Here is a 25,728-nt window from a genome sequence, read left to right as displayed (position 1 = left end):
TGCCTGTCGCCACCCTTTCCGCCATGATGTCAACGATGCCCGCGATGCCAACGTTGTCGGCGATGCCGTTCACGGCCGCGCTGAGAGCGGGCATACCGAGCCCTTCCTCGGCCGTGTGGTACCTCGGCCCCATCCCGGTGCGGGCCTATGCGTTGTGCATCCTCACCGGAGTCTTCGTGGCCGTGTGGTGGTCGGACCGGCGCTATCGGGCCCGGGGAGGCCGACCGGAGCTGGTCCTCGACGTCGCCATCGTGGCCGTGCCGGCTGGAATCGTGGGAGCTCGTCTCTACCACGTGGTCACCTCGCCCGACGACTACTTCGGCCCCAACGGCGACCTGGCCCGTATCCCACAGACATGGCAGGGGGGCCTGGGAATCTGGGGAGGTATCGCCGGCGGGGTCCTGGCCGGGGTTCTTCTTCTGCGCCATCGTGGCCTGCGGGTGGCTCCGCTGGCCGACGCCGTCGCCCCGACGCTGTTGGTCGCTCAGGCGATCGGTCGCCTGGGGAACTGGTTCAACCAGGAGCTCTACGGCGCCCCGACGACGCTGCCCTGGGGACTGCGGATCGACGACGCCCACCTGCCGGCGGGCTCCACCTACCCGCCCGGCACCCTGTTTCATCCGACCTTCCTCTATGAGGCCCTGTGGAACCTGGCCGGAGCGGTCCTCCTGGTGTGGATCGGCAGAAGAATGGTCGCCCGCAGCGGGGTCACGGGCGGCAGGCTGCTGTGGATCTACCTCATGGTCTACACCGCAGGCCGGGTGTGGATTGAGATACTGCGCATCGACGAGGCCGAGACGGTCCTCGGCCTGCGACTGAACGTGTGGACCTCCATCGTCATCTTCCTCGTCGGCGCCATTGGACTGGTCCTCTCCTCGCGACGCCCCTTGAGCGACGCCATCGACAGGCCGGGGCGCAGGGCGAGGAAGGACGGGTCAGCGGCCGATGAGGACGACTCCGCCGAGGATACCGCCGCCGAGCATGACTCGACTGATGAGGACGCCTCACCCGCAGAACCCGCTGCCGCGGAGTCGGCCCGCCCGGACCAGGCGAGTTCGTAGCGACCGAATCGGGGACCCGCCCGCCACTCCGGCGGGAGACAAATGGGTGAGGATGGTCGCAACCTGACGACTGACGAGATTCCTCCTCGTGCGCAGGGCCCGGTGTCCCGTATTCTGAACCCATGCGTAGAGCCAAGATCGTATGTACCCTCGGACCCGCTACCGACTCCCCCGAGCAGGTGCAAGCGCTCGTGGACGCCGGCATGAACGTCGCGCGCATCAACCGCTCCCACGGTCGCGCCGAGGACCAGGAGGAGGTCATCGGCCGCATCCGTGAGGCCGCAGCCGCTTCCGGCCGCGCCGTCGCCATCCTCGTCGACCTCCAGGGCCCCAAGATCCGCCTGGGGCGGTTCGTGGACGACCAGAAGGTCATGCTCAACAAGGGCGACGAGTTCACCATCACCATTGACGACGTCCTGGGCACTGTCAAGCGCGCCTCCACCACCTTCAAGGGACTTCCCGGCGACTGCCGCCCCGGTGACCGGCTCCTCATCGACGACGGCAACGTCGCGGTGCGCGTCGTGGCCGTCACCGACACCGACGTCGTCACCAAGGTCGAGGTGCCCGGCTACGTCTCCAACAACAAGGGCATCAACCTGCCCGGCGTCGCCGTCTCCGTGCCGGCCCTCAGCGAGAAGGACCGCGAGGACCTGCGCTGGGCCCTCAAGATCGGTGCCGACCTCATCGCCCTGTCCTTCGTGCGCGACGCCGATGACATCAAGGACGTCCACGAGATCATGGACGAGGTCGGCGTGCGCATCCCGGTCATCGCCAAGATCGAGAAGCCCCAGGCGGTGGAGAACCTCTTCGACATCGTCTCCACCTTCGACGGCATCATGGTGGCCCGTGGCGACCTCGGTGTGGAAATGCCCCTGGAGGCCGTCCCGCTGGTGCAGAAGCGGGCCATCGAGCTGGCCCGCCGCCAGGCCAAGCCGGTCATCGTGGCCACCCAGGTCCTGGAGTCCATGATCCAGAACCCGCGGCCCACGCGGGCCGAGGCCTCCGACTGCGCCAACGCCATTCTCGACGGCGCCGACGCCGTCATGCTCTCCGGTGAGACCTCCGTGGGCGCCTACCCCATCGAGGCCGTGCGCACCATGGCCAGCATCATTGAGAACGTCGAGGAGCACGGAGGGGAGCGCATCCCCGGCCTGGGCTCCTACCCGCAGACACGCGGTGGGGCACTGACCCGCGCCGCCGCGGAGATGGGCGAGCACCTCGACGTCACCTACCTGGTGACCTTCACCCAGTCCGGTGACACCGCCCGGCGCCTGTCTCGTCTGCGCTCGCCGCTTCCGCTGCTGGCCTTCACCCCGCTGCGTGAGACGCGCAACCAGCTCGCCGTCTCCTGGGGCGTGCAGTGCTACGAGGTGCCCGAGGTCCAGCACACTGACGAGATGGTGGCCCAGGTCGATGAGATCCTTCAGGACAAGCATCTGGCCCAGCCCGGGGACACCGTCGTCATCGTGGCCGGAATGCCTCCGGGCACGCCCGGCTCGACCAACTCGATCCGTGTCCACACCGTCGGTGAGACGGGCGACTACAAGGTCTGAGCACCGGTTCTGATCCGTCGAGGGGTCTCCCACCTATCACCGGGAGGCCCCTCGATCCGGTTCAGGGCGACGGGTTCCGGCATCTGCTTGCTGCTGATGAATCGGTGGGGGCAGGACACCGCAGAGTGGAGCTCTGCGGTCACAGCCTCATCGCCGTAGCCACCACTGGGGAGTCAGATCGGCAAGAGTCATGGTCTTCCCGGCAGCGAAGTCGATCATCACCTCGATGTCCCCGAACCGGCTCGGCATCAGCTGCGTCATCATTTCTCGACATGCTCCACACGGCGGACCGGTACGGCCGTCGCGCATGATCGTCAGAACCCGTCGAATCGCATCCTCACCGTTGGTCATCATGTTGAGGATCGCGTTGCGCTCGGCACAGATTCCCAGGGTGCAGGCGGTATCCACGCAGACGCCCGTATAGATTCTTCCCGAGGACGACTCCACTGCAGCTGCGACACCGCCCGCCTCGATGTACGAGGACACGTGACGAGGACGTTGAACAGCTTTGGCCGCTTCGTACAGTGAGACCCACGTGGTGCTCAAGGTGCTCTCCATCTGACTGGTCTGTCCTGAGGCGGGGCTGGGTAGGGACTTGTTGGTACCTCCGGTGGGACTCGAACCCACAACACTCCGATTTTGAGTCGGATGCCTCTGCCAATTGGGCTACGGAGGCACGCCGTCCGCTCTGCGGGGGCGCTAACAGCGAGATCATACTAGGATCACAGCCGTGAGCAATGAGTCCAGCACCACCAAGTCCCGCCGGGTGCTCGTCGCTGAGGACGAGACCCTCATCCGCCTTGACATCGTCGAGACTCTCACCGACGCCGGCTACGAGATCGTCGCGGAGGCCGCAGATGGTGAGGAGGCCGTCCGCCTGGCTGATGAGCATGACCCCGATCTGTGCGTTCTTGACGTCAAGATGCCGGTGACCGACGGCATCACCGCGGCGGAGAGGATTCTCGAGAAGCATAACTGCGCCGTCGTCATGCTGACCGCCTTCTCCCAGACCGAGCTCGTCGAACGAGCCAGCGCCGCCGGCGCCATGGCCTACGTCGTCAAGCCCTTCACCCCGGCGGACCTCATCCCGGCACTTGAGATCGCCATGTCCCGGCACGAGGAGATCCTCTCCCTGGAGAGTGAGATTTCTGACCTCACCGAGCGCTTCGAGACCCGCAAGCGCGTCGACCGGGCCAAGGGGCTGCTCATGGAGCGCATGGGACTGAGCGAGCCGGAGGCTTTCCGCTGGCTGCAGAAGACCTCCATGAACCGGCGTCTGACCATGCGCGAGGTGGCCGACGCCGTCATCGAGCAGGTCGGTTCGGCCAAGAAGGACTAAGCACCCACTGATAGCCCAGGGCGGCGCAGCGCCTCAGGTGAACAGGCTGCGCAGTGTCCCGACGGCGATGGTGCGCTCATCGTCGTCAGTGACCGTTACCTGGTAGACCACGGTACGACGGCCGCGGTGCAGGGGGGTGGCGGTCGCCTTCACCCAGCCCTGGGACACGGAGCGCAGGTGGCTGACCGTCAGCTCCGCCCCGACCGGGACGGCATCGTCGGGCGCGCCCGCGCGTGCGGCCACGGAGGCAGCCGTCTCGATGAGCGCGGCGGTGGCACCGCCGTGCAGGATCCCGACGACCTGTCGGGCCCCGTCGACCGGCATCCGGACCTCGGTCCGATGAGCGTCGCGAGTCACCACCTCCATCCCGAGGGTCTCCATGAGCGTGCCCTCTTCACTGTCCTCCAGCACCGCGTGCAGTGCCGAGGAGGCGGAGACGGCAGAGCCCGCGGGACGCGGATCCGGGAACGGGCGCCTGGCAGGGTCCGGGAAGGCCACGGCTGAGGCGCTCGCTCCGGAGTAGGAGGCAGCAGTGACGCGGCCCACGGGGCCCAGCGGCCCGACGACCGCCGGCGAGCTGGGGGAGTCGGCTGAGGCAGGAGAGGCCTGAGAGTCACTGGAGTCCCCTACGCTGATGGGGGAGACGGGCGAGTCGGACTGTGGATGGCTCATGGGCCTAGGCTGGCACGGTGAGCACCACCGCGACCAGCCCTGCGACGAGTCCAACACCCCAGTCCCCCTCGGACCCGGTTCCCGAGCGGCTTCTTCTCATCGACGGACACTCAATGGCCTTCCGTGCCTTCTACGCGCTGCCCGTCGACAACTTCACCACGTCGACTGGTCAGTCCACCAACGCCGTCCACGGCTTCGTCTCCATGTTCCTGTCGCTGCTGGACAGCGAGCGGCCCACCCACGTGGCCGTCGCCTTCGACCTGCCGGGAGGCACCTTCCGCACCGAGGAGTACGCCGAGTACAAGGGAACCCGCGATGAGACCCCGCAGCCCTTCCTCGGGCAGGTCGAGCTCATCCAGGAGGTCCTGGAGGCCATGGGCGTCACAGCGCTCACCGCTCCGGGCTACGAGGCCGACGACATCCTGGCCACCCTGGCGGCCTCCGCCCAGGCCGAGGGCATGGAGGTTCTCATCTGCTCGGGGGACCGCGACTCCTTCCAGACGGTCACCGAGCGGTGCACCGTGCTCTACCCGGTCAAGGGCGTGTCAACACTGCGCCGCATGACGCCTCAGGAGGTGGAGGAGCGCTACGGGGTGACGCCCGAGCGCTACCCGCACCTGGCCGCCCTGGTCGGCGAGACCAGTGACAACCTGCCCGGGGTTCCGGGGGTGGGCCCCAAGACCGCCGCCAAGTGGCTCAACCTCTATGACGGGCTCGACGGCGTCATCGCTCACGCGGACCAGATCAAGGGCAAGGCCGGACAGTCGCTGCGCGATCACCTCGACGACGTCGTGCGCAACCGCCGTCTCAACCGCCTGCTCACCGACCTGGACCTCGGAATCGAGCCCCGCACCGACCTGCGCCTCACGGGTGCCGACCGCGCCGGCCTGGCGCGCGTGTTCGAGACCCTGGAGTTCCGCACCCTGCACCAGCGGGCGCTGCGCATCCTGAGCTTCGCCGACACCTCCGACCACGCCGAGCCGAGTGAGGCAGACGAAGCCGGTGCCTTGAACGCGTTGAGCGACCTGGAGATCGTCTCGCTGGGACACGATCTAGCCGCGGGGCGTCTGGCCGACTGGCTGGAGGCCGGACCGCCGGCGGCTGAGGGCGATTGCCCCCGCCTCCTGGGTGTGGATGTCGTCGGTGTCCTCAGGCCCGTGGAAGGCGATGCTACGCTCGTGTCACTGTCCGACGGCTCTCGGGCGGTCGCCATCGACCTGACCGAGATCCTGCCCGAGGACGAAGCCGTCCTGGCTCAGCTCCTGGCCGACGTGGAGCGTCCCAAGCTCGTCGCCGACGCCAAGGGGAGCTGGCACGCGCTTCGCGCTCGGGGACTCACGCTCGACGGCGTCGTCGCAGACCCCTCGCTGGCTGGCTACCTGTGCCGTCCCGAACAGCGCAGCTACGACGTCGAGACTCTCACCCAGCGTTGGCTCGGCATTGACCTGGCCGCAGTCAACGAGGGCGGTGCCGGGGGTGACGGCGGCTCCGGTGAGTCCCAGAGCGCATTCGACCTCGAGGCCCTCACCTCCGAGGCCGTTCCCACATCCCACCTGGCCAGTGCACGCCGGGCCGCCGCCCTGCTCCCGCTCCAGGCCGTGCTCGATGAGCAGATGGCGGCTCGTGACGCCGCCGGACTGTTCACCGACCTGGAGATGCCCGTGGCCGCGACCCTGACCGTCATGGAGAACGCCGGCATCGCCGTCGACGACGCCGTGCTCCAAACCCGCCAGACCGAGCTCGACGCCCGTGTGACCCACGCCGCTGAGGGTGCTTACGCCGCCGCCGGGCGAGAGCTCAACCTCTCCAGTCCCAAGCAGCTCCAGGCCGTCCTATTCGACGAGCTGAAGATGCCCAAGACCCGCAAGACCAAGACTGGCTACACCACGGATGCCGACGCCTTAGCCGGGCTGTATGCCAAGACCTCCCACCCCTTTCTGGAGCATCTTCTCGAGCACCGTGACGCCATCAAGCTGCGGCAGACGGTGGAGGGGCTGCGCAAGGCGATCCAGCCCGATGGTCGCATCCACACCACCTTCCAGCAGACCATCGCCGCCACAGGGCGCCTGTCCTCCACCGACCCCAACCTACAGAACATTCCGGCCCGGCACGAGGAGGGGATGCGCATCCGCGAGGCCTTCACCGTCGGCGAGGGCTACGAGTGCCTCATGACCGCCGACTACTCCCAGATCGAGATGCGCATCATGGCGCATCTGTCCGCGGACCAGGCTCTGATCGATGCCTTCCGCAGCGGGGAGGACCTGCACCGCTACGTCGCCGCCCTGGTCCACGGCATCGGGGTCGAGGACGTCACTGCCCAGCAGCGTAGCCACGTCAAGGCCATGAGCTATGGACTGGCCTACGGGCTGTCGACCTTCGGGCTGGCCCGTCAGCTCGGTATCGACAACGCTGAGGCGGCGGATCTGAGGAACGCCTACTTCGCCAGGTTCGGAAAGGTCCACGACTACCTGGAGTCCGTGGTGGAGCAGGCGCGCCGAGACGGATACACCGAGACGATGTTCGGACGGCGCCGCTACCTGCCCGACCTGACCAGCGACAACCGACAGCGCCGTGAGATGGCTGAACGGGCCGCCCTCAACGCCCCCATCCAGGGCAGCGCCGCCGATATCGTTAAGAAGGCCATGATCGACGTCGACAGCGCGCTGCGCGAGCAGGCCCTGACGAGCCGCATTCTTCTGCAGATCCACGACGAGCTCCTCATCGAGGTCGCGCCCGGAGAGGCCGAGGCTGTTGAGAGCCTCCTCAAGGAGCAGATGGGTGGGGCAGCAGAGCTCTCGGTCCCCCTGGACGTCGCCGTCGGACGAGGGCGGACCTGGCGTGAGGCCGCCCACTAAAGAGCCCTTCCGGGACCTCCGCTCATCGGCCGAAGAAGCCGGTGATATACGAATGAGATCGTCACGTCATCCTTTCGACATCAAGTCGTCAGACGACGTGAGCGATTGCACGCATGCACGGGATAATGCTTGAGCATCGTCTAGTTACGGATTCGTCACGTACTGCTAAGGTTCACTCGTGCGCTCCTGGGCGTCTCCTATGAGACTGATCCAACCAGGTCGATGAATTGGTCCGGGCCGATTCGCGTCACTGGGGAGCACGCGGTCCCTATCAACCCGATCCAACTATCCGCATTCGGAGCATCCACTCAATGACAACCACTACGCCCAGCCCCGCCCCGGTCGCCGTCAACGACATCGGTTCGACCGAGGAGATCCTCGCCGCCGTTGACGAGACCATCAAGTACTTCGATGACGGCGACATCGTCGAGGGCACTGTCGTCAAGGTCGACCGTGATGAGGTCCTCCTCGACATCGGCTACAAGACCGAAGGCGTCATCCTCGCTCGCGAGCTGTCCATCAAGCACGACGTCGACCCCGACGAGATCGTCTCCGTCGGCGACGAGATCGAAGCCCTCGTCCTGCAGAAGGAGGACAAGGAAGGGCGTCTGCTCCTGAGCAAGAAGCGCGCGCAGTACGAGCGCGCCTGGGGCACCATCGAGCGCATCAAGGAGGAGGACGGCGTCGTCACCGGCTCCGTCATCGAGGTCGTCAAGGGCGGTCTCATCCTGGACATCGGCCTGCGCGGCTTCCTGCCCGCCTCCCTGGTGGAGATGCGTCGCGTTCGCGACCTCCAGCCCTACGTGGGCCGCGAGCTCGAGGCGAAGATCATTGAGCTGGACAAGAACCGCAACAACGTGGTCCTCTCCCGTCGCGCCTGGCTCGAGCAGACCCAGTCCGAGGTCCGCACCAACTTCCTGCAGACCCTGCAGAAGGGGCAGGTCCGCTCCGGTGTCGTGTCCTCCATCGTCAACTTCGGTGCCTTCGTGGACCTGGGTGGCGTCGACGGTCTGGTCCACGTCTCCGAGCTGTCCTGGAAGCACATCGACCACCCCTCCGAGGTCGTCGAGGTCGGCAACGAGGTCACGGTCGAGGTCCTGGACGTCGACTTCGACCGCGAGCGCGTCTCCCTGTCGCTCAAGGCGACTCAGGAGGACCCGTGGCAGGCCTTCGCCCGGACCCACGCCATCGGCCAGGTCGTTCCCGGCAAGGTCACCAAGCTCGTTCCCTTCGGCGCCTTCGTGCGTGTCGAGGACGGCATCGAGGGCCTGGTCCACATCTCCGAGCTGGCGCAGCGTCACGTCGAGGTTCCCGAGCAGGTGGCCAAGGTCGGCGACGAGGTCTTCGTCAAGGTCATCGACATCGACCTGGAGCGCCGTCGCATCTCCCTGTCGCTGAAGCAGGCCAACGAGGGTGTCGACCCCGCCTCCGAGGACTTCGACCCCAGCCTCTACGGGATGGCGGCCGAGTACGACGAGCAGGGCAATTACAAGTACCCCGAGGGCTTCGACCCGGAGACCAACGAGTGGCTCGAGGGCTACGACGCCCAGCGCGAGGCGTGGGAGGCCGAGTACGCGGCTGCTCACGCCCGCTGGGAGGCCCACAAGGCCCAGGTCGCCAAGGCCCTGGAGGAGGAGCAGGAGTCCGGTGCTCCGGCAGCCCCCGCGGGCGGCACCTCGTACTCCTCGGCGCCGTCGGAGGCCTCCGGCACGCTGGCCTCCGATGAGGCCCTGGCCGCCCTGCGCGAGAAGCTCACCGGTAACTGAGCATCCGCACTTTTTCAGTGGTCAGGACTGATCTCTGACATCATCTGAGGGCCTCTGCCTGCTCCCGCAGGCAGAGGCCCTCAGACGTTCGGTGCCTTCTCCCCATCGCTCAGGTGACGTGCCTGTGCGAGGCTGTGGCCGGGCCCCGTGCTCCCTGCTTCCTAGAAGCCGGAACCAGAACGTGACGACCGTTGGAGACGATATGAGCTATTGGGGCGCCATTGCCCGTGCTCTGGAGGATGTCGACCCCGTCTGCCCCAGCCGCGTCGCTGCAGCGGCCCTGTGGAAGGCGGTTGCCGCCGACGACGTCGAGGGGGCGGATGCGGGGAGCGCGCCCGACCAGGTGGTGGAGGCGGTCTGCGCCGTCGACCGGGCGTGGCTGGTTCAGCTGGGCCAGGACCCGGACACGAGCAGAACGAGCCTTGAGCAGGCGACCGCTTTCTGCCAGGGGATTCGGGCGGCTCACGGCCGTTCGACGCTCCCGCTGCGTTACGCCCAGGTGGAGCTCTCCGCCGTCCTCGGCCTCAGGGACGAGGCCCTCGAGCAGCTCCGTGAGGCCAGACTCTTCTCCTTCGGCCAGACTGACACCGGAGCCGTGCTGGCCACCGCCCGTATGCACGATGACTACTCCGGCGTCATCAGCACAACCACGGCCACACCCAAGCGCGCCGAGGCCGATCCCGTGGAGACTGCGCGGGGGCTGGGCGCGGTGCTGGTTCCCTACCTGGCCCACCAACGCATCGTCGAGGCCGAGGACGCCTTCGCCTCCTTGAGCCTGCTCCACCTTCCAGATGCCGTGTCACTCCAGAGCCTGGCGGACAGGCTCGAGTACCTGGGGCTGTCCTCCCAATGGCAACGGGCCATCGCACTCATCCGTCACAGCCCCATGAAGGCTGTCTCTGAGGCCTCGGCCTGGCAGCTGATGAACACCGCCGTCGGACTGGCCCTCGTCATGAGGGCGGCCAACCGGGCGGACTACGGAAAGCACGCCCTGGGCGCCTCGCTGAGCTGGACAACGCCGTGGGGGAACCTGGAGCTCACGGCCTGGGACACCGTCGGCCGCGCCTATGACGTCATGACCGGCTTCGTGCGCGGCGTTGCTCACCGCTTCGACGTCCGCAACGGCAACAACGGCGTGTCGTACCGGGTTGAGATGCGGATGGCCGCTGAGGTCGCAGGTCTGGCCAGCCGGTCCTACGGGACGGTGACGAGCGCCGTACCGGCAGATCGTGCCCGGTTGCGTAACCAGGGAGCGCTTCTCAAGGAGGTCCGCGAGCTGCTCACGCTGTCTCGTGGTTATGGCATGGAGTCGGTGCGACAGCGCGCCATGTCGACCGCGGAGACGGTCAGCGCCTCACTGTCGGAGGTGGTGGATGACTCCGCCTTGGAGCTGGTCGTCGACCTCCGCCTGGCCTTCGGCCGGCTGCTGGCTGCACTTGGCGCCAATGAGCGCGCCGAGAAGGAACATCTCGACACTGCGGAGCTGAGCCTGAGCCAGGGGTGGACGGAAACGGCCTGCGCCGCCCTGGCCCTGGCCTCGCACGCCGCTCAGGCTCGCGGGGACCGCGCCTCCAGCGGCCGGGCATGGCACCAGTGCCGTGACGCGATGGAGTCCTGGCCGATGAACCGGCCCGGAGAGCGCTGCGGGATACTCGTCGACGCCGTCGGCGACCCTCTGGTCGCCGTGCAGGTCCTCTCGGCCTTGGCGGAGGTCCTGGTCGACGGGGTGGAGGAGGACCACTCTCGCGCACCGATCATCCGCGAGATCATCTCGCGGGCCTCGGAGCAGGCCTCCCGGTGCGTGAGCCCCCCACAGAGCGCGGCCGAGTCGCTGGCCCGGGTCGAGGAGCGCATCGCGCCCTACGGGCGGGGCCGGGGAGGAAGAAGACGACCCGGTTCGACCACGACGATCACGACTGACGGCCAGGCGGTCGCAGGGGGCAAGTGAGCTGGCACTGACAAGGCGAGGCTGCGCCCGGTGGACACCGGCGTCGGCTGTATCACCACGCGCTGGCCCGGCCCGGGCAGGTCACGGCATGATGGGACCATGCGCCACACACCTGCACCCCGTTCCACTCGTCGTCCGAAGGACCGAGCCCTGCGCGTGGGGCTCACCGGTGGCATCGGCTCAGGCAAGTCGACGGTGGCCTGCCTGCTCGAGGAGCGCGGCGCGGTCGTGACCAGCGCCGATGAGGTCGCTCGCGACGTCGTCAGCCCGGGCAGTGACGGTCTTGCGGCAGTGGTGGCCGAGTTCGGGGAAGGGATCCTGGCCCCGGACGGCTCCCTGGACCGCAGTGCCCTGGGGCGCCTGGTCTTCTCCGACGACCTACGCCGCGCCCGCCTGGAGGAGCTCCTCCTGCCCCTGATCGCAGCAGAGGCGTGGGCTCGGATGGATACGGTTCCGGCCGGGCAGGTGGCGGTCTACGATGTTCCTCTCCTCGTCGAAGGACAGATGCAGGACCTGTTCGATCTCGTCATCGTCGTCGAGGCCCAGCTCGAGGTGCGTCTGGAGCGGCTCGCTGCGCGGGGGATGACCCGTGACGAGGCGCTGGCTCGTATCGCTGTGCAGGCCACCGACGAGGAACGCCGAGCCGTCGCCGACGTCGTCGTGTCCAACTCCGGGGCGCTGGAGGACCTGAACGCCGAGGTCGACAGGCTCTGGAGCACCCGGATCCTGGAGCCGGGAGCCATCGTCTGACGGCGGGGGAGACCTTCCCATCGGCGGACACCGCGCCCACTCCTACAGTGGGACGAGGAGCCATGGTGCCCCGGACTCCGTCAGGCCGGACGCATCGGTCCTACGAAAGGAACCGTCATGCCGCCTTCACGGATGGAGACCCCTGCTCGTCGGCACCTCCTGCTGCTCGGCGGCCTTGCTGCGGGTGGGATGCTCGCGGGCTGTGCCGCCATCCAGCAGCAGAACCGGGAGCCGACTGAGGAACCGAGCCCCGAGTCGAGCCCAGAGTCACAACGGGACGTAGCCAAGAAACCGGTCCTGTACCTCTGTCCCACAAGGACGATGGACCTGTCGGTGTCCCTGGACTATGAGGGGACACTGACCTACACCTATCCGACGCCGCAGACGCAGGTGGATGGCGGTATCGCGTGGCACGTGACGGCAGCACCCGACGGGGATCTGACCGACGCCGTGGGGCGGCACTACCCGTCATTGTTCTGGGAGGGGGCGGCCACCCTCGTTCAGAACGAGGGCTTCGTCGTCGAGGCGGATGCGGCCACCGGCTTCCTGGAGGACAAGCTCTCCATGCTGGGACTCAGTGACCGCGAGGCGGCCGAGTTCATCACCTTCTGGGGGCCTCGGATTGCCGAGCGGGGCAAGGCCCTGGTCACCTTCGCCTCTGAGGAGTTCGCGCGCCAGGCCGTCTACCGCTTGACAGACCCCTCCTCGGGTGCCGGGATTGTCCCGGATACCTTCATCAGGGTTTACATCGTCGTCGGGGATGTCCCGCAGACAGCGGTTCCGGAGCAGAAGCTGGAGCCTGGGCCGACCCGGACCGGGTTCACCGTCGTCGAGTGGGGCGGAACCGAGAGGTAGATCCGGAAGGCAAACTCAGCCCGAGCAGCTGTTGCGTCGAGAGGTGGTGCGGGCGGGGCCGAGGGCTCCGACGATGGTGGCGGAGACGGCGACGATGAAGGCCATGAGGGATCCTTGGGCTCAGGGGATGAAGACAGGGCGCAGGGGCGGGCCTCATGAGCATCCACATGAACGTGGAACGGGACGACCCGGCGTCCTGCGAGAACCACCGTAATAGGTGAACTCGATTGAAAGGTCCCTTCCTGGATACAAAGACGTATCTGTGTGGTGACGGCCGGATCGCAGGATGATGAAGGAGGTGACTGCGCGGTCTGAGGTGTCCATGGTGTCGGTCGGACCGCGTAGCCTGAGGGTATGCGTCCCGTTACCGAGCTCCAGCGCGCAGCCAAGCCCTTTGAGGTCATCAGCCCTTACTCGCCCAGCGGGGACCAGCCCACGGCGATCGCCGAGCTGACTGAGCGTCTGCGGGCGGGGGAGAAGGACATCGTCCTGCTTGGCGCCACGGGAACCGGCAAGTCCGCGACGACCGCCTGGCTCGTCGAGCAGGTCCAGCGCCCCACCCTCATCCTGGAGCCGAACAAGACCCTGGCCGCCCAGATGGCCGCCGAGTTCCGTGAGCTGCTGCCGAACAACGCGGTGGAGTACTTCGTCTCCTACTACGACTACTACCAGCCCGAGGCCTACGTCCCGCAGACGGACACCTTCATCGAGAAGGACTCCTCCATCAATGACGAGGTCGAGCGCCTGCGCCACAGCGCCACCAACTCTCTGCTCACCCGCCGGGACGTCGTCGTGGTCTCCTCGGTCTCCTGCATCTACGGCCTGGGCACCCCCCAGGAGTACGTGGACCGGATGACGCCCCTGGAAGTGGGCCAGCAGATCGACCGGGACGATCTTTTGCGGCGCTTCGTGACGATGCAGTACACCCGCAACGACATCGACTTCACCCGGGGCACCTTCCGTGTGCGTGGCGACACGGTGGAGATCATCCCGATGTACGAGGAGCTCGCCATCCGCATCGAGTTCTTCGGGGATGAGATCGAGGCCCTGGCCACGCTGCACCCCGTGACCGGGGACGTCATTGACACTGTCGAGCAGGTCTTCGTCTTCCCCGCCTCCCACTACGTGGCCGGCCCCGAACGCATGCAGAAGGCCATCGAGGGCATTGAGGCCGAGCTCGCCGAGCGTCTGGCCCAGCTCGAGCACGACGGCCGTCTCCTGGAGGCCCAGCGCCTGCGCATGCGCACCACCTACGACCTGGAGATGCTTCAGCAGATCGGCATGTGCTCGGGGATCGAGAACTACTCGCTGCACATCGACGGGCGCGAGACCGGCACCCCGCCCAACACCCTCCTGGACTACTTCCCCGAGGACTTCCTCCTCGTCATCGATGAGTCCCACGTGACCATTCCCCAGATCGGCGCCATGCACGAGGGGGACGCCTCCCGCAAGCGCACCCTGGTCGAGCACGGATTCCGTCTGCCCTCCGCACTGGACAACCGCCCCCTGACCTTCGCCGAGTTCGAGGACCGCGTCGGTCAGACCGTCTACCTGTCGGCCACCCCGGGTGACTACGAGACCCAGCGCTCCGACGGCGTTGTCGAGCAGATCATCCGGCCCACGGGACTGGTGGACCCCAAGGTCGTCGTCAAGCCCACGCAGGGACAGATCGACGACCTGCTCGAGGAGGTGCGCGCCCGTGTGGAGCGCCAGGAGCGGATCCTGGTGACCACCCTGACCAAGCGCATGGCCGAGGATCTGACCACCTACCTCGCCGAGAGGGGCGTGCGCGTGGAGTACCTCCACTCCGACGTCGACACGCTGCGGCGCGTCGAGCTCCTGCGCGAGCTGAGGTTGGGGCGCTTCGACGTGCTCGTGGGCATCAACCTGCTGCGTGAGGGCCTGGACCTGCCGGAGGTCTCGCTCGTGTCCATCCTGGACGCGGACAAGGAGGGCTTCCTGCGCTCGACCCGCTCCCTGGTGCAGACCATCGGACGTGCCGCCCGTAACGTCTCCGGCGAGGTCCACATGTACGCCGACACCATCACCCCGGCCATGGCCGAGGCCATCGAGGAGACTGAGCGCCGCCGCACCAAGCAGCTGGCCTACAACGCCGAGCACGGCATCGATCCCCAGCCGCTGCGCAAGAAGATCGCCGACGTCACCGACATGCTCGCCCGCGAGGACGTCGACACCGCCGACCTCCTGGCCGGCGGCTACCGGGGCCACGAGGACTCCTCGGTGCGGGCCCGGCGCAAGCACGCCGCCGAGGCCACGGTGCGCGAGAAGCTCGCCGGCGCGGCACAGGGCGACCTCGCCGAGCTCATCAACGAGCTCACCCAGCAGATGCACGCCGCCGCCGAGGACCTCCACTTCGAGCTCGCCGCCCGGCTGCGCGACGAGATCCAGGACCTCAAGAAGGAGCTGCGCGCCATGCGGGCCGCCGACTGATCTCACAGCCATGAGTGACTCGGCGTGGCTACGTCGAGAGGAAGCATCCCGTTAGACTCTCAGGCGTTATACACGGAGGGGAGTACTCCCAACCAACGGCGACGTCGTCATCACGGCGGTGCGGGCACCACATTAGTCCTGCGTTCCCGGCGTCGCGGCCAGAGCGGTACATGCCTTGAGCGCCTGTGCACGTGGCGGGAGGAGACCTCCGGTACCAGTTCCGTACCGGAGGAGAACACGTGGACGTCCACATCCTGGGGTGGATCGGCCTGGCGGCCATCATCCTGACCCTCATCGTGATCGACATCGTCGGTCACGTGCGCACCCCCCACGAGCCCACCATGAAGGAGGCCGCCGTCTGGTCGGTGGCCTATATCGGCATGGCCCTGGCCTTTGGAGGCATCGTTTGGTTCGTGTGGGGCGGGGGCTTCGCCCAGGAGTACCTGGCCGGCTACATCACCGAGAAGGCGCTGAGCATCGACAACCTCTTCGTCTTCGTCATCATGATGTCCTCCTTCAAGGTGCCCCGGAAGTACCAGCAGGAGGTGCTGCTCGCCGGCATCGTCATTGCCCTTATTCTCCGGCTCATCTTCATCCTCGCCGGTGCCGCGCTCATCGAGAACTTCTCCTGGGTGTTCTACTTCTTCGGGGCCTGGCTCCTGTGGACCGCCTTCTCCCAGGCCCGGGAGGGCGTCCAGGAGCCCGACGACGATGACGAGGAGTACAGGCCCAGCGGCTTCGTCAAGCTCGTCGCCCGCGTGATCCCCATGACCGACGGCTTCGTGGGCGGCAAGGTCATTCACCGCCACGCCGGGCGCACCATGATTACCCCCATGATGCTGTGCATCATCGCCATCGGCACCGCCGATGTCATGTTCGCCGTCGACTCCATCCCCGCGATCTACTCCCTGACCAGCGAGCCCTTCCTGGTCTTCTCCGCCAACGCCTTCTCCCTGCTGGGCCTGCGCCAGCTCTACTTCCTCATCGACGGGCTGCTCGACCGACTCGTCTACCTCCACTACGGCCTGGCGGTCATCCTCGGCTTCATCGGCTTCAAGCTCATTGTTCACGCACTGCACACCAACGAGGTCCCCTTCATCAACGGGGGCCAGGAGTGGCACGCCATCCCCGAGGCGTCGATCGGAGTGTCCCTGAGCGTCATCATCACCACCGTCCTGGTCACGGTCATCGCCTCGGTCCTCAAGTCGCGGGCAGATGCCCGGCACGTGGAGGCGGCATCCTGAGGTCTCGGCCCCCAGGAGGAGGGGCGCCCTCCGACTGATTCACTACTGTGTGACGTGTGAGCACCACGCATCCCCCTGAGTCCTCGGTCAGCGGGCTCAGCGCCGCCCAGGTCGCCGAGCGCGTCAGCGCCGGACGGACCAACGAGTACCGCGAGCGGACCTCCCGCAGCACCGCGCAGATTCTGCGAGCCAATGTCTTCACGATCTTCAACGGCATCCTTGGCGCCGCACTGGTGCTCGTCCTGGCGCTGGGGCACTGGGCGGATGCGCTGTTCGGTTTCGTCCTTGTGCTCAACACCGCCACCGGGACCCTGGCGGAGATACGTGCCAAGCGCGCCCTGGACCGTCTGTCCGTGCTGGAGACCCCCCGCGCCATCGTCGTCAGGGACGGGGCCGAGACCGAGGTGGCCGTCGGCCAGGTCGTTCTCGACGACGTCGTACGGCTCGCAGCCGGCCAGCAGGTGCCGGCCGACGGGGAGGTTATGGCCAGCGATGGCCTGGAGATCGATGAGTCGATCCTCACCGGCGAGTCCCGGCCGGTGCGCCCCGTGAGCGGAGCGAAGGTCATGTCCGGGACCACGGTGACGGCCGGGACCGGGCTGTTCCGCACCACCGCGGTCGGCGGGAACGCCTACGCCCACCGGCTGGCCCGGGAGGCCCGCAAGTACTCACTCGTCGTCAGCGAGCTGCAGGCGGGGACCAACCGGGTGCTGCACTGGATCAGCTGGGTCATCGTGCCCGTGGCTCTGGTCCTGGTGTGGTCCCAGCTGCGGTTGAGCGGAAGCGTCGGCGAGGCCTGGAGCAGCGGCGCCTGGCGCCACGCGGTCGTCGCCGGCATCGCGGGCGTGGTCAGCATGGTGCCCCAGGGGCTGGTGCTCCTGACCTCGGTCAACTTCGCCACCGCCTCCCTGGCCCTGGCCAGGCGTAACGTCCTGGTTCAGGAGCTGCCCGCCGTCGAGGTCCTGGCCCGGGTCGACACCCTGTGCCTGGACAAGACCGGCACCATCACCACCGGACGCATCCGCCTCGGTGAGATCCAGGGGCCCGACGGCGGTGAGGCTCACCCCGAGGTGCCCTCGGCGCTCGCACTTCTCAGTACGGTGGGGGAGGCCAACGCCACCGCCGACGCCATCAGGGAGGGGATCGCTGATTCCGAGTGGCTCGGTGCACAAGGACTTCAAGAGGCGCTGTCGTCGGCCGGCGCCGGCAGCAGGGCCGGTGTGGAGTCAGTGCCCTTCTCCTCGCGCCGCAAGTGGTCCGCGGTTCGCGACAGCTTCGGCACCACCTGGGTGCTTGGCGCCCCCGAGATCGTCCTGGCCGGACACAACGCGTCAGTTCTGTATCGTGCCCGTCAGATCGCCGCGCAGGGGATGCGCGTCGTGGCCCTGGCCCGCTCGCGCTCGCCCTGGAGGTTGGCCGAGGGGCAGGAGGAGCCGCGGCTTCCCGATGACCTTGAGGCCGCAGGGATCGTGATCCTCACCGAGGAGATCCGCCCCGACGCCGCGGAGACCCTGGCCTACTTCCGCCAGCAGGGGGTCGACGTCAAGGTCATCTCCGGGGACAGCCCCGAGACGGTGGCCGCGGTCGCCCGTCAGGCCGGAGTCACCGCGCCCGACGGCGGCGAGCTCGTCGTTCTGGACGCACGTACCCTGCCTGCCGGAGCGGGTAGCGGGCAGGAGACGGAGGAGGACCTGGAGCGCCTGGCCGACGCGGTTGAGCGCGCCAGTGTCCTGGGGCGGGTCACGCCCGAGCAGAAACGGGCACTGGTGCGGGCGCTGAAGTCCCGAGGGCACGTCGTCGCGATGACCGGGGACGGCGTCAACGACGCCCTGGCGCTCAAGGACGCCGACCTCGGCATCGCCATGGGCAACGGAGCGCCGGCCACCAAGGCGGTGGCGCGCCTGGTGCTGCTCAAGGGGGAGTTCTCGGCCCTTCCCGGGGTCGTGGCTCAGGGGCGCCGCGTCATGGCCAACACCGAGCGCATCGCCTCCCTGTTCCTGGCCAAGACCATCTATGCCTCGCTCATCGCCGTCGTCGTGTCGGCCATGGCGGTCGCCTACCCGTTCCTGCCCCGTCAGTTCACGGTCGTCTCCTCACTGACGATCGGGATCCCCGCCTTCGTCCTGGCCCTGGCCCCCAGCAACCAGCGCTACCGGGAGGGCTTCCTCGGGCGGGTGCTCAGCCTGTGCGTTCCGGCCGGGCTCATGGCGGGCACCGTCACGCTGTCCACCTACCTCTGGTTGACGCTCACCCACGCCCCGCGCGCCCAGGTGACCACGGCGACGACCCTGGTCCTCATCACCTGCGGGTTGTGGTTGCTCACGCTCACCGCCAGACCGTTGACGAGCTGGCGGCTGGGACTGGTCGCTCTCATGGGGACGATCGCGGTCCTCGGCGTCGTCGCCCCGCCAGTGCGTGCCTTCTTTCTGCTGGCCTGGCCCACCCCCGGGGTGTGGTGGGTCATCGCGCTCATGGCAGGTCTGGCCGTTGGCGGCATCGAGCTGGTCCACCTGGTGCGGCACCGGATCGTGCGCGGCCGCGGCTAAGAGACCTGCTGCCTCGTCGGCATTCCTATCTTGTGGTGAGGAGGCGAAGCCATCCGTGCCGGGGGTGGAGGCTGATATCGGCCGTGAGGAAGCCGGCCTCGTGGGCCAGCGCGGCAAGGCTGCGGCCATCAGGCACATTCATGCCCAGGCGCTCCGCCCAGTGCCCCGCTGCTTCCCGGTCGGCGACCTCGTTGGTGATGACGAGCCGACCGCCGGGACTCAGGACACGGCGGATCTCAATGAGGCCTGCCTGCAGGTCGGGCCAGAAGTAGGTGGTCTCGAAGGCCGTCACCACGTCGAAGAAGCCGTCGCGGAAGGGCAGGTGGTCCACCGACCCCTCCAGGACCCGAAGACGGCCCGAGGCAATGGCGGAGCGGTTGAGACGGCGGGTCGTCTCAACCGCCTCGGGGGAGTGGTCGACACCGGCTACCTCACGACGAGTCCGCGCAAGGATCCGGGCGATGGCCCTGCCGCCTCCGCAGCCGACGTCGAGCACCTTGTCACGGGGGTGGATTCCCGCCGCCTCCAGCCCCCACCGGTGCAGGCGGGAGTGCCCGATGTTCATGCCGCGCAGCAGCAGACGCCCGGTCAGGGAGGAGGGACGGGCGAACTGGGATCCGGTCGGTGAGGCCTCCTGCCGGCTCAGGACAGGACTCCGATGACGGGGTTCCACTCGCGTGGGATGCGCTCGGCGATGTAGCCGGCCTGCTGGAAGGGGTCCTCCTCGAGGAGGGCCAGGGCGCCGGCCTCGTCCTCGGCCCGCACGACGATGAGGGCGTCGTGGGTGCCCACATAGGGGCCGGCGGCCAGCAGCCGGCCCTCATCGGCCAGGCGGCCGTTGAAAGCACGGTGCGAGGGGCGGATAGCGGCCATCTCCTCGTCCTTGTCAGTGACGTAGCGGTACTCGACGGCGTAGATCTTGCTCATGGCCTCAGCATAGGGGCGCCGACCCCGACCGTGGTGAGAACCCGGGAGCACGGTCATTCCTCCGGCATCCCGACCATGAGACACGTCGAACACATGTGCGACGCACGGGATGTGCGCTCACCCCTTAGACTCGAATCCCGTGAACGACTCTCTCATCATCCGTGGGGCCCGCGAGCACAATCTCAAGGGCGTCGACCTGGACCTGCCGCGCGACACGATGATCGTCTTCACCGGACTGTCGGGCTCGGGCAAGTCCTCCCTGGCCTTCGACACGATCTTCGCCGAGGGACAGCGCCGCTACGTGGAGTCCCTGTCCTCCTACGCCCGCCAGTTCCTTGGGCAGATGGACAAGCCCGACGTCGAGCTCATCGAGGGCCTGAGCCCGGCGGTGTCCATCGACCAGAAGTCCACCTCGCGCAACCCCCGGTCCACGGTGGGCACCGTGACGGAGATCTACGACTACCTGCGTCTGCTCTACGCGCGCGCCGGCGTCCAGCACTGCCCGGTCTGTGACGCCGTCATCTCCTCCCAGACCCCGCAGCAGATCGTCGACCAGGTCCGCGCCCTGCCCGAGGGCACTCGCTTCCAGGTTCTCGCCCCCGTGGTGCGGGGCCGCAAGGGCGAGTACTCCGAGCTCTTCGGCGAGCTGCGCGGACGCGGCTTCAACCGGGTGCGCGTCGACGGCGCCGCCGAGCGCCTCGACAACCCCCCGACCCTCAACAAGCGCCTCAAGCACGATATCGAGGTCATCGTCGACCGGCTCGTCGTCCGCGAGGGCATCCGCCAGCGCCTCACCGACTCCGTCGAGACGGCGCTGGGGCTGGCGGAGGGGCTGGTCATCATCGAGCAGGTCGACCTGCCCGAGGACGACCCCGACCGGGAGCGGCGCTACTCCGAGAAGCGCGCCTGCCCCAACGAGCACCCCCTGGCCTTGGACGAGATGGAGCCGCGCACCTTCTCCTTCAACGCCCCCTACGGCGCCTGCCCCGCCTGCACCGGAATCGGCACCCGGCTCGAGGTGGACCCCGAGCTCGTCGTCCCCGACGAGGAGCTCACCCTGGCCGAGGGAGCCGTCGCCCCCTGGTCGAGCCACCAGAAGTACTTCACCCGCCAGCTTGAGGCCCTGGGCAAGGAGCTCTCCTTCGACGTCGACACCCCCTGGCGGGCCCTGCCTGCGCGGGCTCGGGAGGCGATCCTGCGCGGTAAGGACTACGAGGTCAAGGTCACCTACCGCAACCGTTGGGGGCGCGAGCGCATCTACTCCACCGGCTTCGAGGGGGTTCTCGACTATGTCATGCGCAAGCACGACGAGACCGAGTCCGACTGGTCCCGGGAGCGCTACCAGGCCTACATGCGTGAGATCCCCTGTCCCGTCTGCGACGGGGCCCGGCTCAAGCCCGAGGTGCTGGCCGTGCGCGTGGGCGAGCTGTCCATCGCTCAGCTGTGCGAGCTTCCGATCAACGAGGCCCGCGACTTCCTGGCCGACCTCAACCTCACCGGCCAGGCCGCCCAGATCGCCGGCAGCGTCCTGACCGAGATCAACGCGCGCCTCGGCTTTCTCGTGGACGTGGGTCTGGACTACCTCAGCCTGGCCCGTGGTGCGGCCACGCTCTCCGGGGGTGAGGCTCAGCGCATCCGCCTGGCCACCCAGATCGGCTCAGGCCTGGTGGGCGTCCTCTACGTCCTGGACGAGCCCAGTATCGGTCTGCACCAGCGCGACAACACCCGACTCATCGAGACCCTCCAGCGACTGCGGGACCTGGGCAACACGCTCATCGTCGTCGAGCATGATGAGGACACGATCCGCTCGGCCGACTGGATCGTTGACATCGGGCCCGGAGCCGGCGAGCTGGGCGGTGAGGTCGTCTACTCCGGTGACGTCGCGGGCCTGGCCGGAGCCAAGGGTTCCATCACCGGTGACTACCTGGCACGGCGGCGTCAGATCGAGATCCCATCCACTCGGCGCAAGCGGGACAAGCACCGTGAGGTCACCGTCGTCGGGGCCCGGGAGAACAACCTCAAGGACGTCACCGTCTCCTTCCCGCTCGGTGTGCTCACCGCCGTCACGGGGGTATCCGGCTCGGGGAAGTCCTCCCTGGTCAACTCCATCCTCTACCAGGTGCTCGCCAACCGGCTCAACCGCGCCCGCGGTGTGCCCGGCAGGCACAAGACGGTGCGGGGTGTGGAGCACCTGGACAAGGTGGTCCACGTCGACCAGTCACCGATCGGACGCACCCCCCGCTCCAACCCCGCCACCTACACTGGTGTGTGGGACCACATCCGCAAGATCTTCGCGGCCGTGCCCGAGTCGAAGGTCCGGGGATACGGGCCCGGGCGCTTCTCCTTCAACGTCAAGGGCGGGCGCTGCGAGTCCTGCAAGGGCGACGGCACGCTCAAGATCGAGATGAACTTCCTGCCCGACGTCTACGTCCCCTGCGAGGTCTGCCACGGCGCCCGCTACAACCGGGAGACCCTGGAGATCCGTTACAAGGACAAGACGGTCGCCGACGTCCTGGACATGACCATCCACCAGGCGGCCGACTTCTTCTCCGCCTCCTCCGTCATCTCTCGCCACCTCAACACCCTGGTCGAGGTGGGACTGGGGTACGTGCGCCTGGGGCAGTCGGCCACCACGCTCTCCGGCGGTGAGGCCCAGCGCGTCAAGCTCGCCACCGAGCTGCAGCGCCGCTCCACCGGCCGGACCATCTACGTCCTGGATGAACCGACCACCGGGTTGCATTTCGAGGACATCCGCAAGCTGCTCGGGGTGCTTCAGGGACTGGTCGACAAGGGCAACTCCGTGGTCGTCATCGAGCACAACCTCGATGTCATCGCCAACGCCGACTGGGTCATCGACATGGGACCCGAGGGCGGCAAGGGTGGGGGAACCGTCGTCGTGGCCGGTACGCCGGAGAAGGTCGCGGCCACCGAGTCCTCCTACACCGGTCAGTTCCTGGCCCCAGTGCTGGAGGCCGCCCGCGGCTGACGCCCTCGCCCGCTCCGGCGAGGCTCGACGTCGGGCCACCGCCCTCAGATGCTCCCGGGCCCCATGGGGGCCTGGTTGCTCTCGCGACGCTGCTCCTGCGCGAAGCGGTTGTAGAGCAGGGAGAGGACGAAGCAGACGACGCCCGCGGCCGCCAGTGAGATGACTCGAATGATCGAGTTCTGCGAGGCCACGTCCACAACAGCGAGCTTGAGCACGGACAGGAGCACCAGGGTCAGTCCGTAGTGGCGCAGGATCGTCAGGCGTGCCCTGAAGCCGAAGACGATGCAGGCTCCGCCCGTCAGCAGGACCAGCACCGACATGAGGACTGAGCCCGGGCCGACGTCGGTGGCCACCATCACGGAGATCCACATGAGCAACGAGTTTCCGATCGCAAGGCTCAGGCACACCTCGGCGTGCCGCCGCCAGGGAAGCAGGAGCCACGTGGCGCTGGCTCCCAGCCCCAGGGCGACGGCGACCAGCAGCAGCATCCAGGCTGTTGAGGACGCGGCATCAGCCCACGACAGCGTCACCAGGGCCAGCGTGACCGCCATCACCGAGACGATCCAGGACGGTGCCGGTGCTCCTGTCTGCCTCCCTGCCGGGTCGGGCAGGGCAGCACCGTGGGGCCCCACCCGGTAACGGGCTCCTCGGCACTGGCCACTGAGCACTCGCAGAGGCGTGGCACCGGGTGAGACCGTCCCCAGTGCGATGAGAGCGATAGCCACCAGGCCTGGAACCATGCGCAGCGCCGCCCACGCGCCCTGGCTGTTCTCCACGAGGCCGGTTCCCAGGAACGGAACGAGGACGGTCATGTTGAAGGCGACTGCCGCCAGAGCCACCCGCAGGGCCTGCACCCGTGGCTGAACGCGTGAAGGCGCGGCATGCGGAGCCGGGACCGGTGAGCTGCGGGCGACTCGGTCACCGAGTCCTTCGGCCACGCACACCATGAGCGCAGAGATCACCACGGAGATGATGAGCGACCAGGAGTCACTGCGGGAGTAGATGGTTCTCGGGGGCACGAGGATCGGTGCCGTTCCGAGCAGGGCCAGGATCGGGGCGGGCTCCACTTGTGCGTTCAGGATGGCCGGAATGAGGCACAGCATCGCAGCCACGATGACGAAGAGATGGACCCGAGGATCACCCACAACCGCCATTCCGGCCAGGGCGAGGGGGAAGAACGCGGCCTCGTGTCCGATCGCCATGGCACGGCGCCAACCAGCGGGGCAGTAGCCCGGGAGTATCGCGAGCGCCGCTGCGGCCAGCAGGAGGAGCTCGAGGAGATAGGTGATGACGACGATGGTATGTGCCAGGTGGAGAGCCATCTGCCCCGTCAGCAGGTTGATGAACCCCACCATGAGCACCGCTGCGGTCAGGCCCCAGTCCCAGCCCGAGGTCTTGATACCGATGCTCCACAGTCGTGTGCTTGCGTGCATCGTCTGAGACACCAGCAGCGCGCACAGGATGAGAGTGATGCTGGTACCGCCGACGGTGGAAACACGCAGCATCGGCTGGATCGGTGCGGCGATGAGGGCCGTTGCCGTCGCCACCATCGATGTCACCGGATACCAGGCGGCCGACCTCATCCGTCCGGTGTTGCGCGACAGGGCGGTGCAGGTCAGCGCCAGCACCGTGACATGGATACCGATCATCAACCATGTGACGAGCGCGGCCTGTGGCTGGCGTGACACATGGCTGACTGCGAACCCGATGGTCACCAGAGCGCCGAGGGTGGAGACGACCGCGGTGAACAGCACCCGTGTCATGTGCGACACGGCCAGGAGGACGAGGCCCCAGCAGGCCATGAGGATCAGGGCTGGCTCTGGGCGGAGCATCCCTCCGAGAAGAACGGCCCCCACGATGGCGACGAAACCGAGCCCCCCGCCGGTTCCCGTGATCGTCGCGGCGGCGACACGGTGCCGGGGATGGGTGAGGCCTAGTCGAGCCCCGGCCGCTGTCATGATGACCGCGATGAGTGCCAGTCCCAGGATCTTGACGGGGTTGGGAATGTAGTCCCAGACGAGAGCCAGCAGACTAACCCCGGCTGACAGGACGAGCACTGCTGCGGCGCCGGAGAGCAGATAGCGTCCGAGGTTGCCCTCCCGCATCGCCCGCTGGGCCCAGCCCGGAACCGCCTGGGCCTCAGCGCCGAGTGCCTGACCGGCGCCGGCCGGACCCACCTGATTAGTCGCCTGAATATGAGGGGCGTTGCCCGCTACGGGGGCATACTGCATCGGAGTCGGGCCCGCCTGGGCTGCGAAGGATCGCGCGGGCTCCACTGGGGCGGGGGGCTGGTAGTGCTGGGCCTGCGGTACCTCAGTCTGAGTGGCTCGGGGAGCGTCAGCGGATGGTGCCTTCGCAGGGTGGACGTTCCTGTCCTCCGGGAGGGGGTCGTTGACCGGGGCCTGAGCGGGGGACTCGTTGAGACGCTGCCAGGAGTGCTCTGAGGCAGACCTCGTCTGCGGGGCGATCGAGGGCGGAGTCGTCTCCGGACGGGAGGGGCTGCTGCTCCTCACTGTGTCGGGGGAGTCGCTGCTCTCCTGAGTCGAGGCGGCGGAGGAGTAGGTCAGCCAGGTGACGCGCTCGGCGAGCCAGTCGATCTTCCTCTCGATGAGGTCCAGCCGCTGCAGGACCAGGGCGACATTCGGGCCGACAGTTGGCGGCATGGACATGACGGTTCTCCTCGTCACTCGGTGCTCGGCGGTGAGCACGTGTCACTCAACCGGTTCATCTGAGAGTAAGGGGAGTCGTCGATGGCGTGAAGGGGGTACAAGTGCC

Annotated in this window: 17 protein-coding genes and 1 tRNA gene; 12 read left to right on the top strand and 6 right to left on the bottom strand. The window is 67.7% G+C overall.

Annotated features, from left to right (window positions below; all coding sequences use genetic code 11):
- The first annotated feature begins 26 nt into the window (after positions 1 to 26).
- Together lgt and pyk are read left to right on the top strand one after the other, a co-directional pair.
- Positions 27 to 1,061, top strand: a complete 1,035-nt coding sequence (gene lgt, locus FK267_RS09185) for a prolipoprotein diacylglyceryl transferase (protein WP_428839590.1) — start codon at positions 27 to 29, stop codon at positions 1,059 to 1,061.
- Positions 1,062 to 1,183: 122 nt separating this feature from the next.
- Entirely contained in the window at positions 1,184 to 2,614 is a 1,431-nt protein-coding gene (gene pyk / locus FK267_RS09180; RefSeq protein ID WP_101587222.1) for a pyruvate kinase, read from the top strand.
- Positions 2,615 to 2,761: 147 nt separating this feature from the next.
- Here pyk and FK267_RS09175 read toward each other — a convergent pair whose 3' ends face one another.
- Both FK267_RS09175 and FK267_RS09170 read right to left on the bottom strand, forming a co-directional pair.
- Positions 2,762 to 3,172: a cytidine deaminase family protein gene (locus FK267_RS09175; protein WP_070511471.1), complete on the bottom strand. Its 411-nt coding sequence runs from the start codon at positions 3,170 to 3,172 to the stop codon at positions 2,762 to 2,764.
- 41 nt (positions 3,173 to 3,213) lie between these two features.
- Positions 3,214 to 3,290 (bottom strand) — tRNA-Leu (locus tag FK267_RS09170).
- Positions 3,291 to 3,344: 54 nt separating this feature from the next.
- Here FK267_RS09170 and FK267_RS09165 point away from each other — a divergent pair.
- Positions 3,345 to 3,953, top strand: a complete 609-nt coding sequence (locus FK267_RS09165; RefSeq protein WP_009405613.1) for an ANTAR domain-containing response regulator — start codon at positions 3,345 to 3,347, stop codon at positions 3,951 to 3,953.
- A gap of 33 nt (positions 3,954 to 3,986) precedes the next feature.
- On the opposite strand, the gene FK267_RS09160 is transcribed toward FK267_RS09165, so the two are convergent.
- Positions 3,987 to 4,625 carry a PaaI family thioesterase gene (locus FK267_RS09160; RefSeq protein WP_009406027.1) on the bottom strand — a complete coding sequence of 213 codons (639 nt, stop codon included), beginning with the start codon at positions 4,623 to 4,625 and terminating at the stop codon, positions 3,987 to 3,989.
- A gap of 17 nt (positions 4,626 to 4,642) precedes the next feature.
- On the opposite strand from FK267_RS09160, the gene polA reads away from it, so the two are divergent.
- The 8 genes from polA to FK267_RS09120 all read left to right on the top strand — a co-directional run bounded on the left by polA (position 4,643) and on the right by FK267_RS09120 (position 19,040).
- Entirely contained in the window at positions 4,643 to 7,480 is a 2,838-nt protein-coding gene (gene polA / locus FK267_RS09155) for a DNA polymerase I (protein WP_141406989.1), read from the top strand.
- A 311-nt stretch (positions 7,481 to 7,791) separates the two neighbouring features.
- A complete protein-coding gene (rpsA, locus tag FK267_RS09150) occupies positions 7,792 to 9,246 on the top strand; it encodes a 30S ribosomal protein S1 (RefSeq protein ID WP_004564961.1) in 1,455 nt (484 codons plus the stop codon).
- A 202-nt stretch (positions 9,247 to 9,448) separates the two neighbouring features.
- Positions 9,449 to 11,194, top strand: coding sequence for a hypothetical protein (locus FK267_RS09145; protein WP_141406988.1), 1,746 nt, complete (start codon positions 9,449 to 9,451; stop codon positions 11,192 to 11,194).
- 99 nt (positions 11,195 to 11,293) lie between these two features.
- Complete coding sequence (coaE, locus tag FK267_RS09140) at positions 11,294 to 11,944, top strand: dephospho-CoA kinase (protein WP_232622588.1); 651 nt, start codon at positions 11,294 to 11,296, stop codon at positions 11,942 to 11,944.
- A gap of 117 nt (positions 11,945 to 12,061) precedes the next feature.
- Positions 12,062 to 12,799, top strand: coding sequence for a transcriptional initiation protein Tat (locus FK267_RS09135; RefSeq protein ID WP_141406987.1), 738 nt, complete (start codon positions 12,062 to 12,064; stop codon positions 12,797 to 12,799).
- A 354-nt stretch (positions 12,800 to 13,153) separates the two neighbouring features.
- Positions 13,154 to 15,250, top strand: coding sequence for an excinuclease ABC subunit UvrB (gene uvrB, locus FK267_RS09130; RefSeq protein WP_141406986.1), 2,097 nt, complete (start codon positions 13,154 to 13,156; stop codon positions 15,248 to 15,250).
- A gap of 239 nt (positions 15,251 to 15,489) precedes the next feature.
- Positions 15,490 to 16,494 carry a TerC family protein gene (locus tag FK267_RS09125; protein ID WP_141406985.1) on the top strand — a complete coding sequence of 335 codons (1,005 nt, stop codon included), beginning with the start codon at positions 15,490 to 15,492 and terminating at the stop codon, positions 16,492 to 16,494.
- Positions 16,495 to 16,550: 56 nt separating this feature from the next.
- Positions 16,551 to 19,040 carry an HAD-IC family P-type ATPase gene (locus FK267_RS09120; protein ID WP_141406984.1) on the top strand — a complete coding sequence of 830 codons (2,490 nt, stop codon included), beginning with the start codon at positions 16,551 to 16,553 and terminating at the stop codon, positions 19,038 to 19,040.
- A 25-nt stretch (positions 19,041 to 19,065) separates the two neighbouring features.
- Here FK267_RS09120 and FK267_RS09115 read toward each other — a convergent pair whose 3' ends face one another.
- The gene (locus FK267_RS09115; RefSeq protein WP_075379274.1) at positions 19,066 to 19,713 is read right to left on the bottom strand and encodes a class I SAM-dependent methyltransferase; all 648 of its coding nucleotides are present in this window, start codon (positions 19,711 to 19,713) and stop codon (positions 19,066 to 19,068) included.
- Positions 19,683 to 19,967: a YciI family protein gene (locus FK267_RS09110; protein WP_141406983.1), complete on the bottom strand. Its 285-nt coding sequence runs from the start codon at positions 19,965 to 19,967 to the stop codon at positions 19,683 to 19,685. Before FK267_RS09110 ends, FK267_RS09115 begins: the two co-directional genes overlap by 31 nt.
- Positions 19,968 to 20,106: 139 nt before the next feature.
- Between FK267_RS09110 and uvrA the strand changes: the two genes are divergently transcribed.
- Positions 20,107 to 22,953 carry an excinuclease ABC subunit UvrA gene (gene uvrA / locus FK267_RS09105; RefSeq protein WP_141406982.1) on the top strand — a complete coding sequence of 949 codons (2,847 nt, stop codon included), beginning with the start codon at positions 20,107 to 20,109 and terminating at the stop codon, positions 22,951 to 22,953.
- 44 nt (positions 22,954 to 22,997) lie between these two features.
- On the opposite strand, the gene FK267_RS09100 is transcribed toward uvrA, so the two are convergent.
- Positions 22,998 to 25,622, bottom strand: coding sequence for a DUF2339 domain-containing protein (locus tag FK267_RS09100; RefSeq protein WP_141406981.1), 2,625 nt, complete (start codon positions 25,620 to 25,622; stop codon positions 22,998 to 23,000).
- Between the last annotated feature and the right edge of the window lie 106 nt (positions 25,623 to 25,728).

Source organism: Actinomyces oris (genome assembly GCF_006546825.1).
Classification (GTDB): Bacteria; Actinomycetota; Actinomycetes; order Actinomycetales; family Actinomycetaceae; genus Actinomyces; species Actinomyces oris.
This window is presented reverse-complemented; position numbering and strand designations above follow the sequence as displayed.

Bases quoted from the DNA above. Each gene is read 5' to 3' on its own strand.
- lgt (WP_428839590.1), top strand. From the start codon at position 27: ATGTCAACGATGCCCGCGATGCCAACGTTGTCGGCGATGCCGTTCACG.
- pyk (WP_101587222.1), top strand. From the start codon at position 1,184: ATGCGTAGAGCCAAGATCGTATGTACCCTCGGACCCGCTACCGACTCC.
- FK267_RS09175 (WP_070511471.1), bottom strand. From the start codon at position 3,172: ATGGAGAGCACCTTGAGCACCACGTGGGTCTCACTGTACGAAGCGGCC.
- FK267_RS09160 (WP_009406027.1), bottom strand. From the start codon at position 4,625: ATGAGCCATCCACAGTCCGACTCGCCCGTCTCCCCCATCAGCGTAGGG.
- rpsA (WP_004564961.1), top strand. From the start codon at position 7,792: ATGACAACCACTACGCCCAGCCCCGCCCCGGTCGCCGTCAACGACATC.
- FK267_RS09145 (WP_141406988.1), top strand. From the start codon at position 9,449: ATGAGCTATTGGGGCGCCATTGCCCGTGCTCTGGAGGATGTCGACCCC.
- coaE (WP_232622588.1), top strand. From the start codon at position 11,294: ATGCGCCACACACCTGCACCCCGTTCCACTCGTCGTCCGAAGGACCGA.
- FK267_RS09135 (WP_141406987.1), top strand. From the start codon at position 12,062: ATGCCGCCTTCACGGATGGAGACCCCTGCTCGTCGGCACCTCCTGCTG.
- uvrB (WP_141406986.1), top strand. From the start codon at position 13,154: ATGCGTCCCGTTACCGAGCTCCAGCGCGCAGCCAAGCCCTTTGAGGTC.
- FK267_RS09110 (WP_141406983.1), bottom strand. From the start codon at position 19,967: ATGAGCAAGATCTACGCCGTCGAGTACCGCTACGTCACTGACAAGGAC.
- FK267_RS09100 (WP_141406981.1), bottom strand. From the start codon at position 25,622: ATGTCCATGCCGCCAACTGTCGGCCCGAATGTCGCCCTGGTCCTGCAG.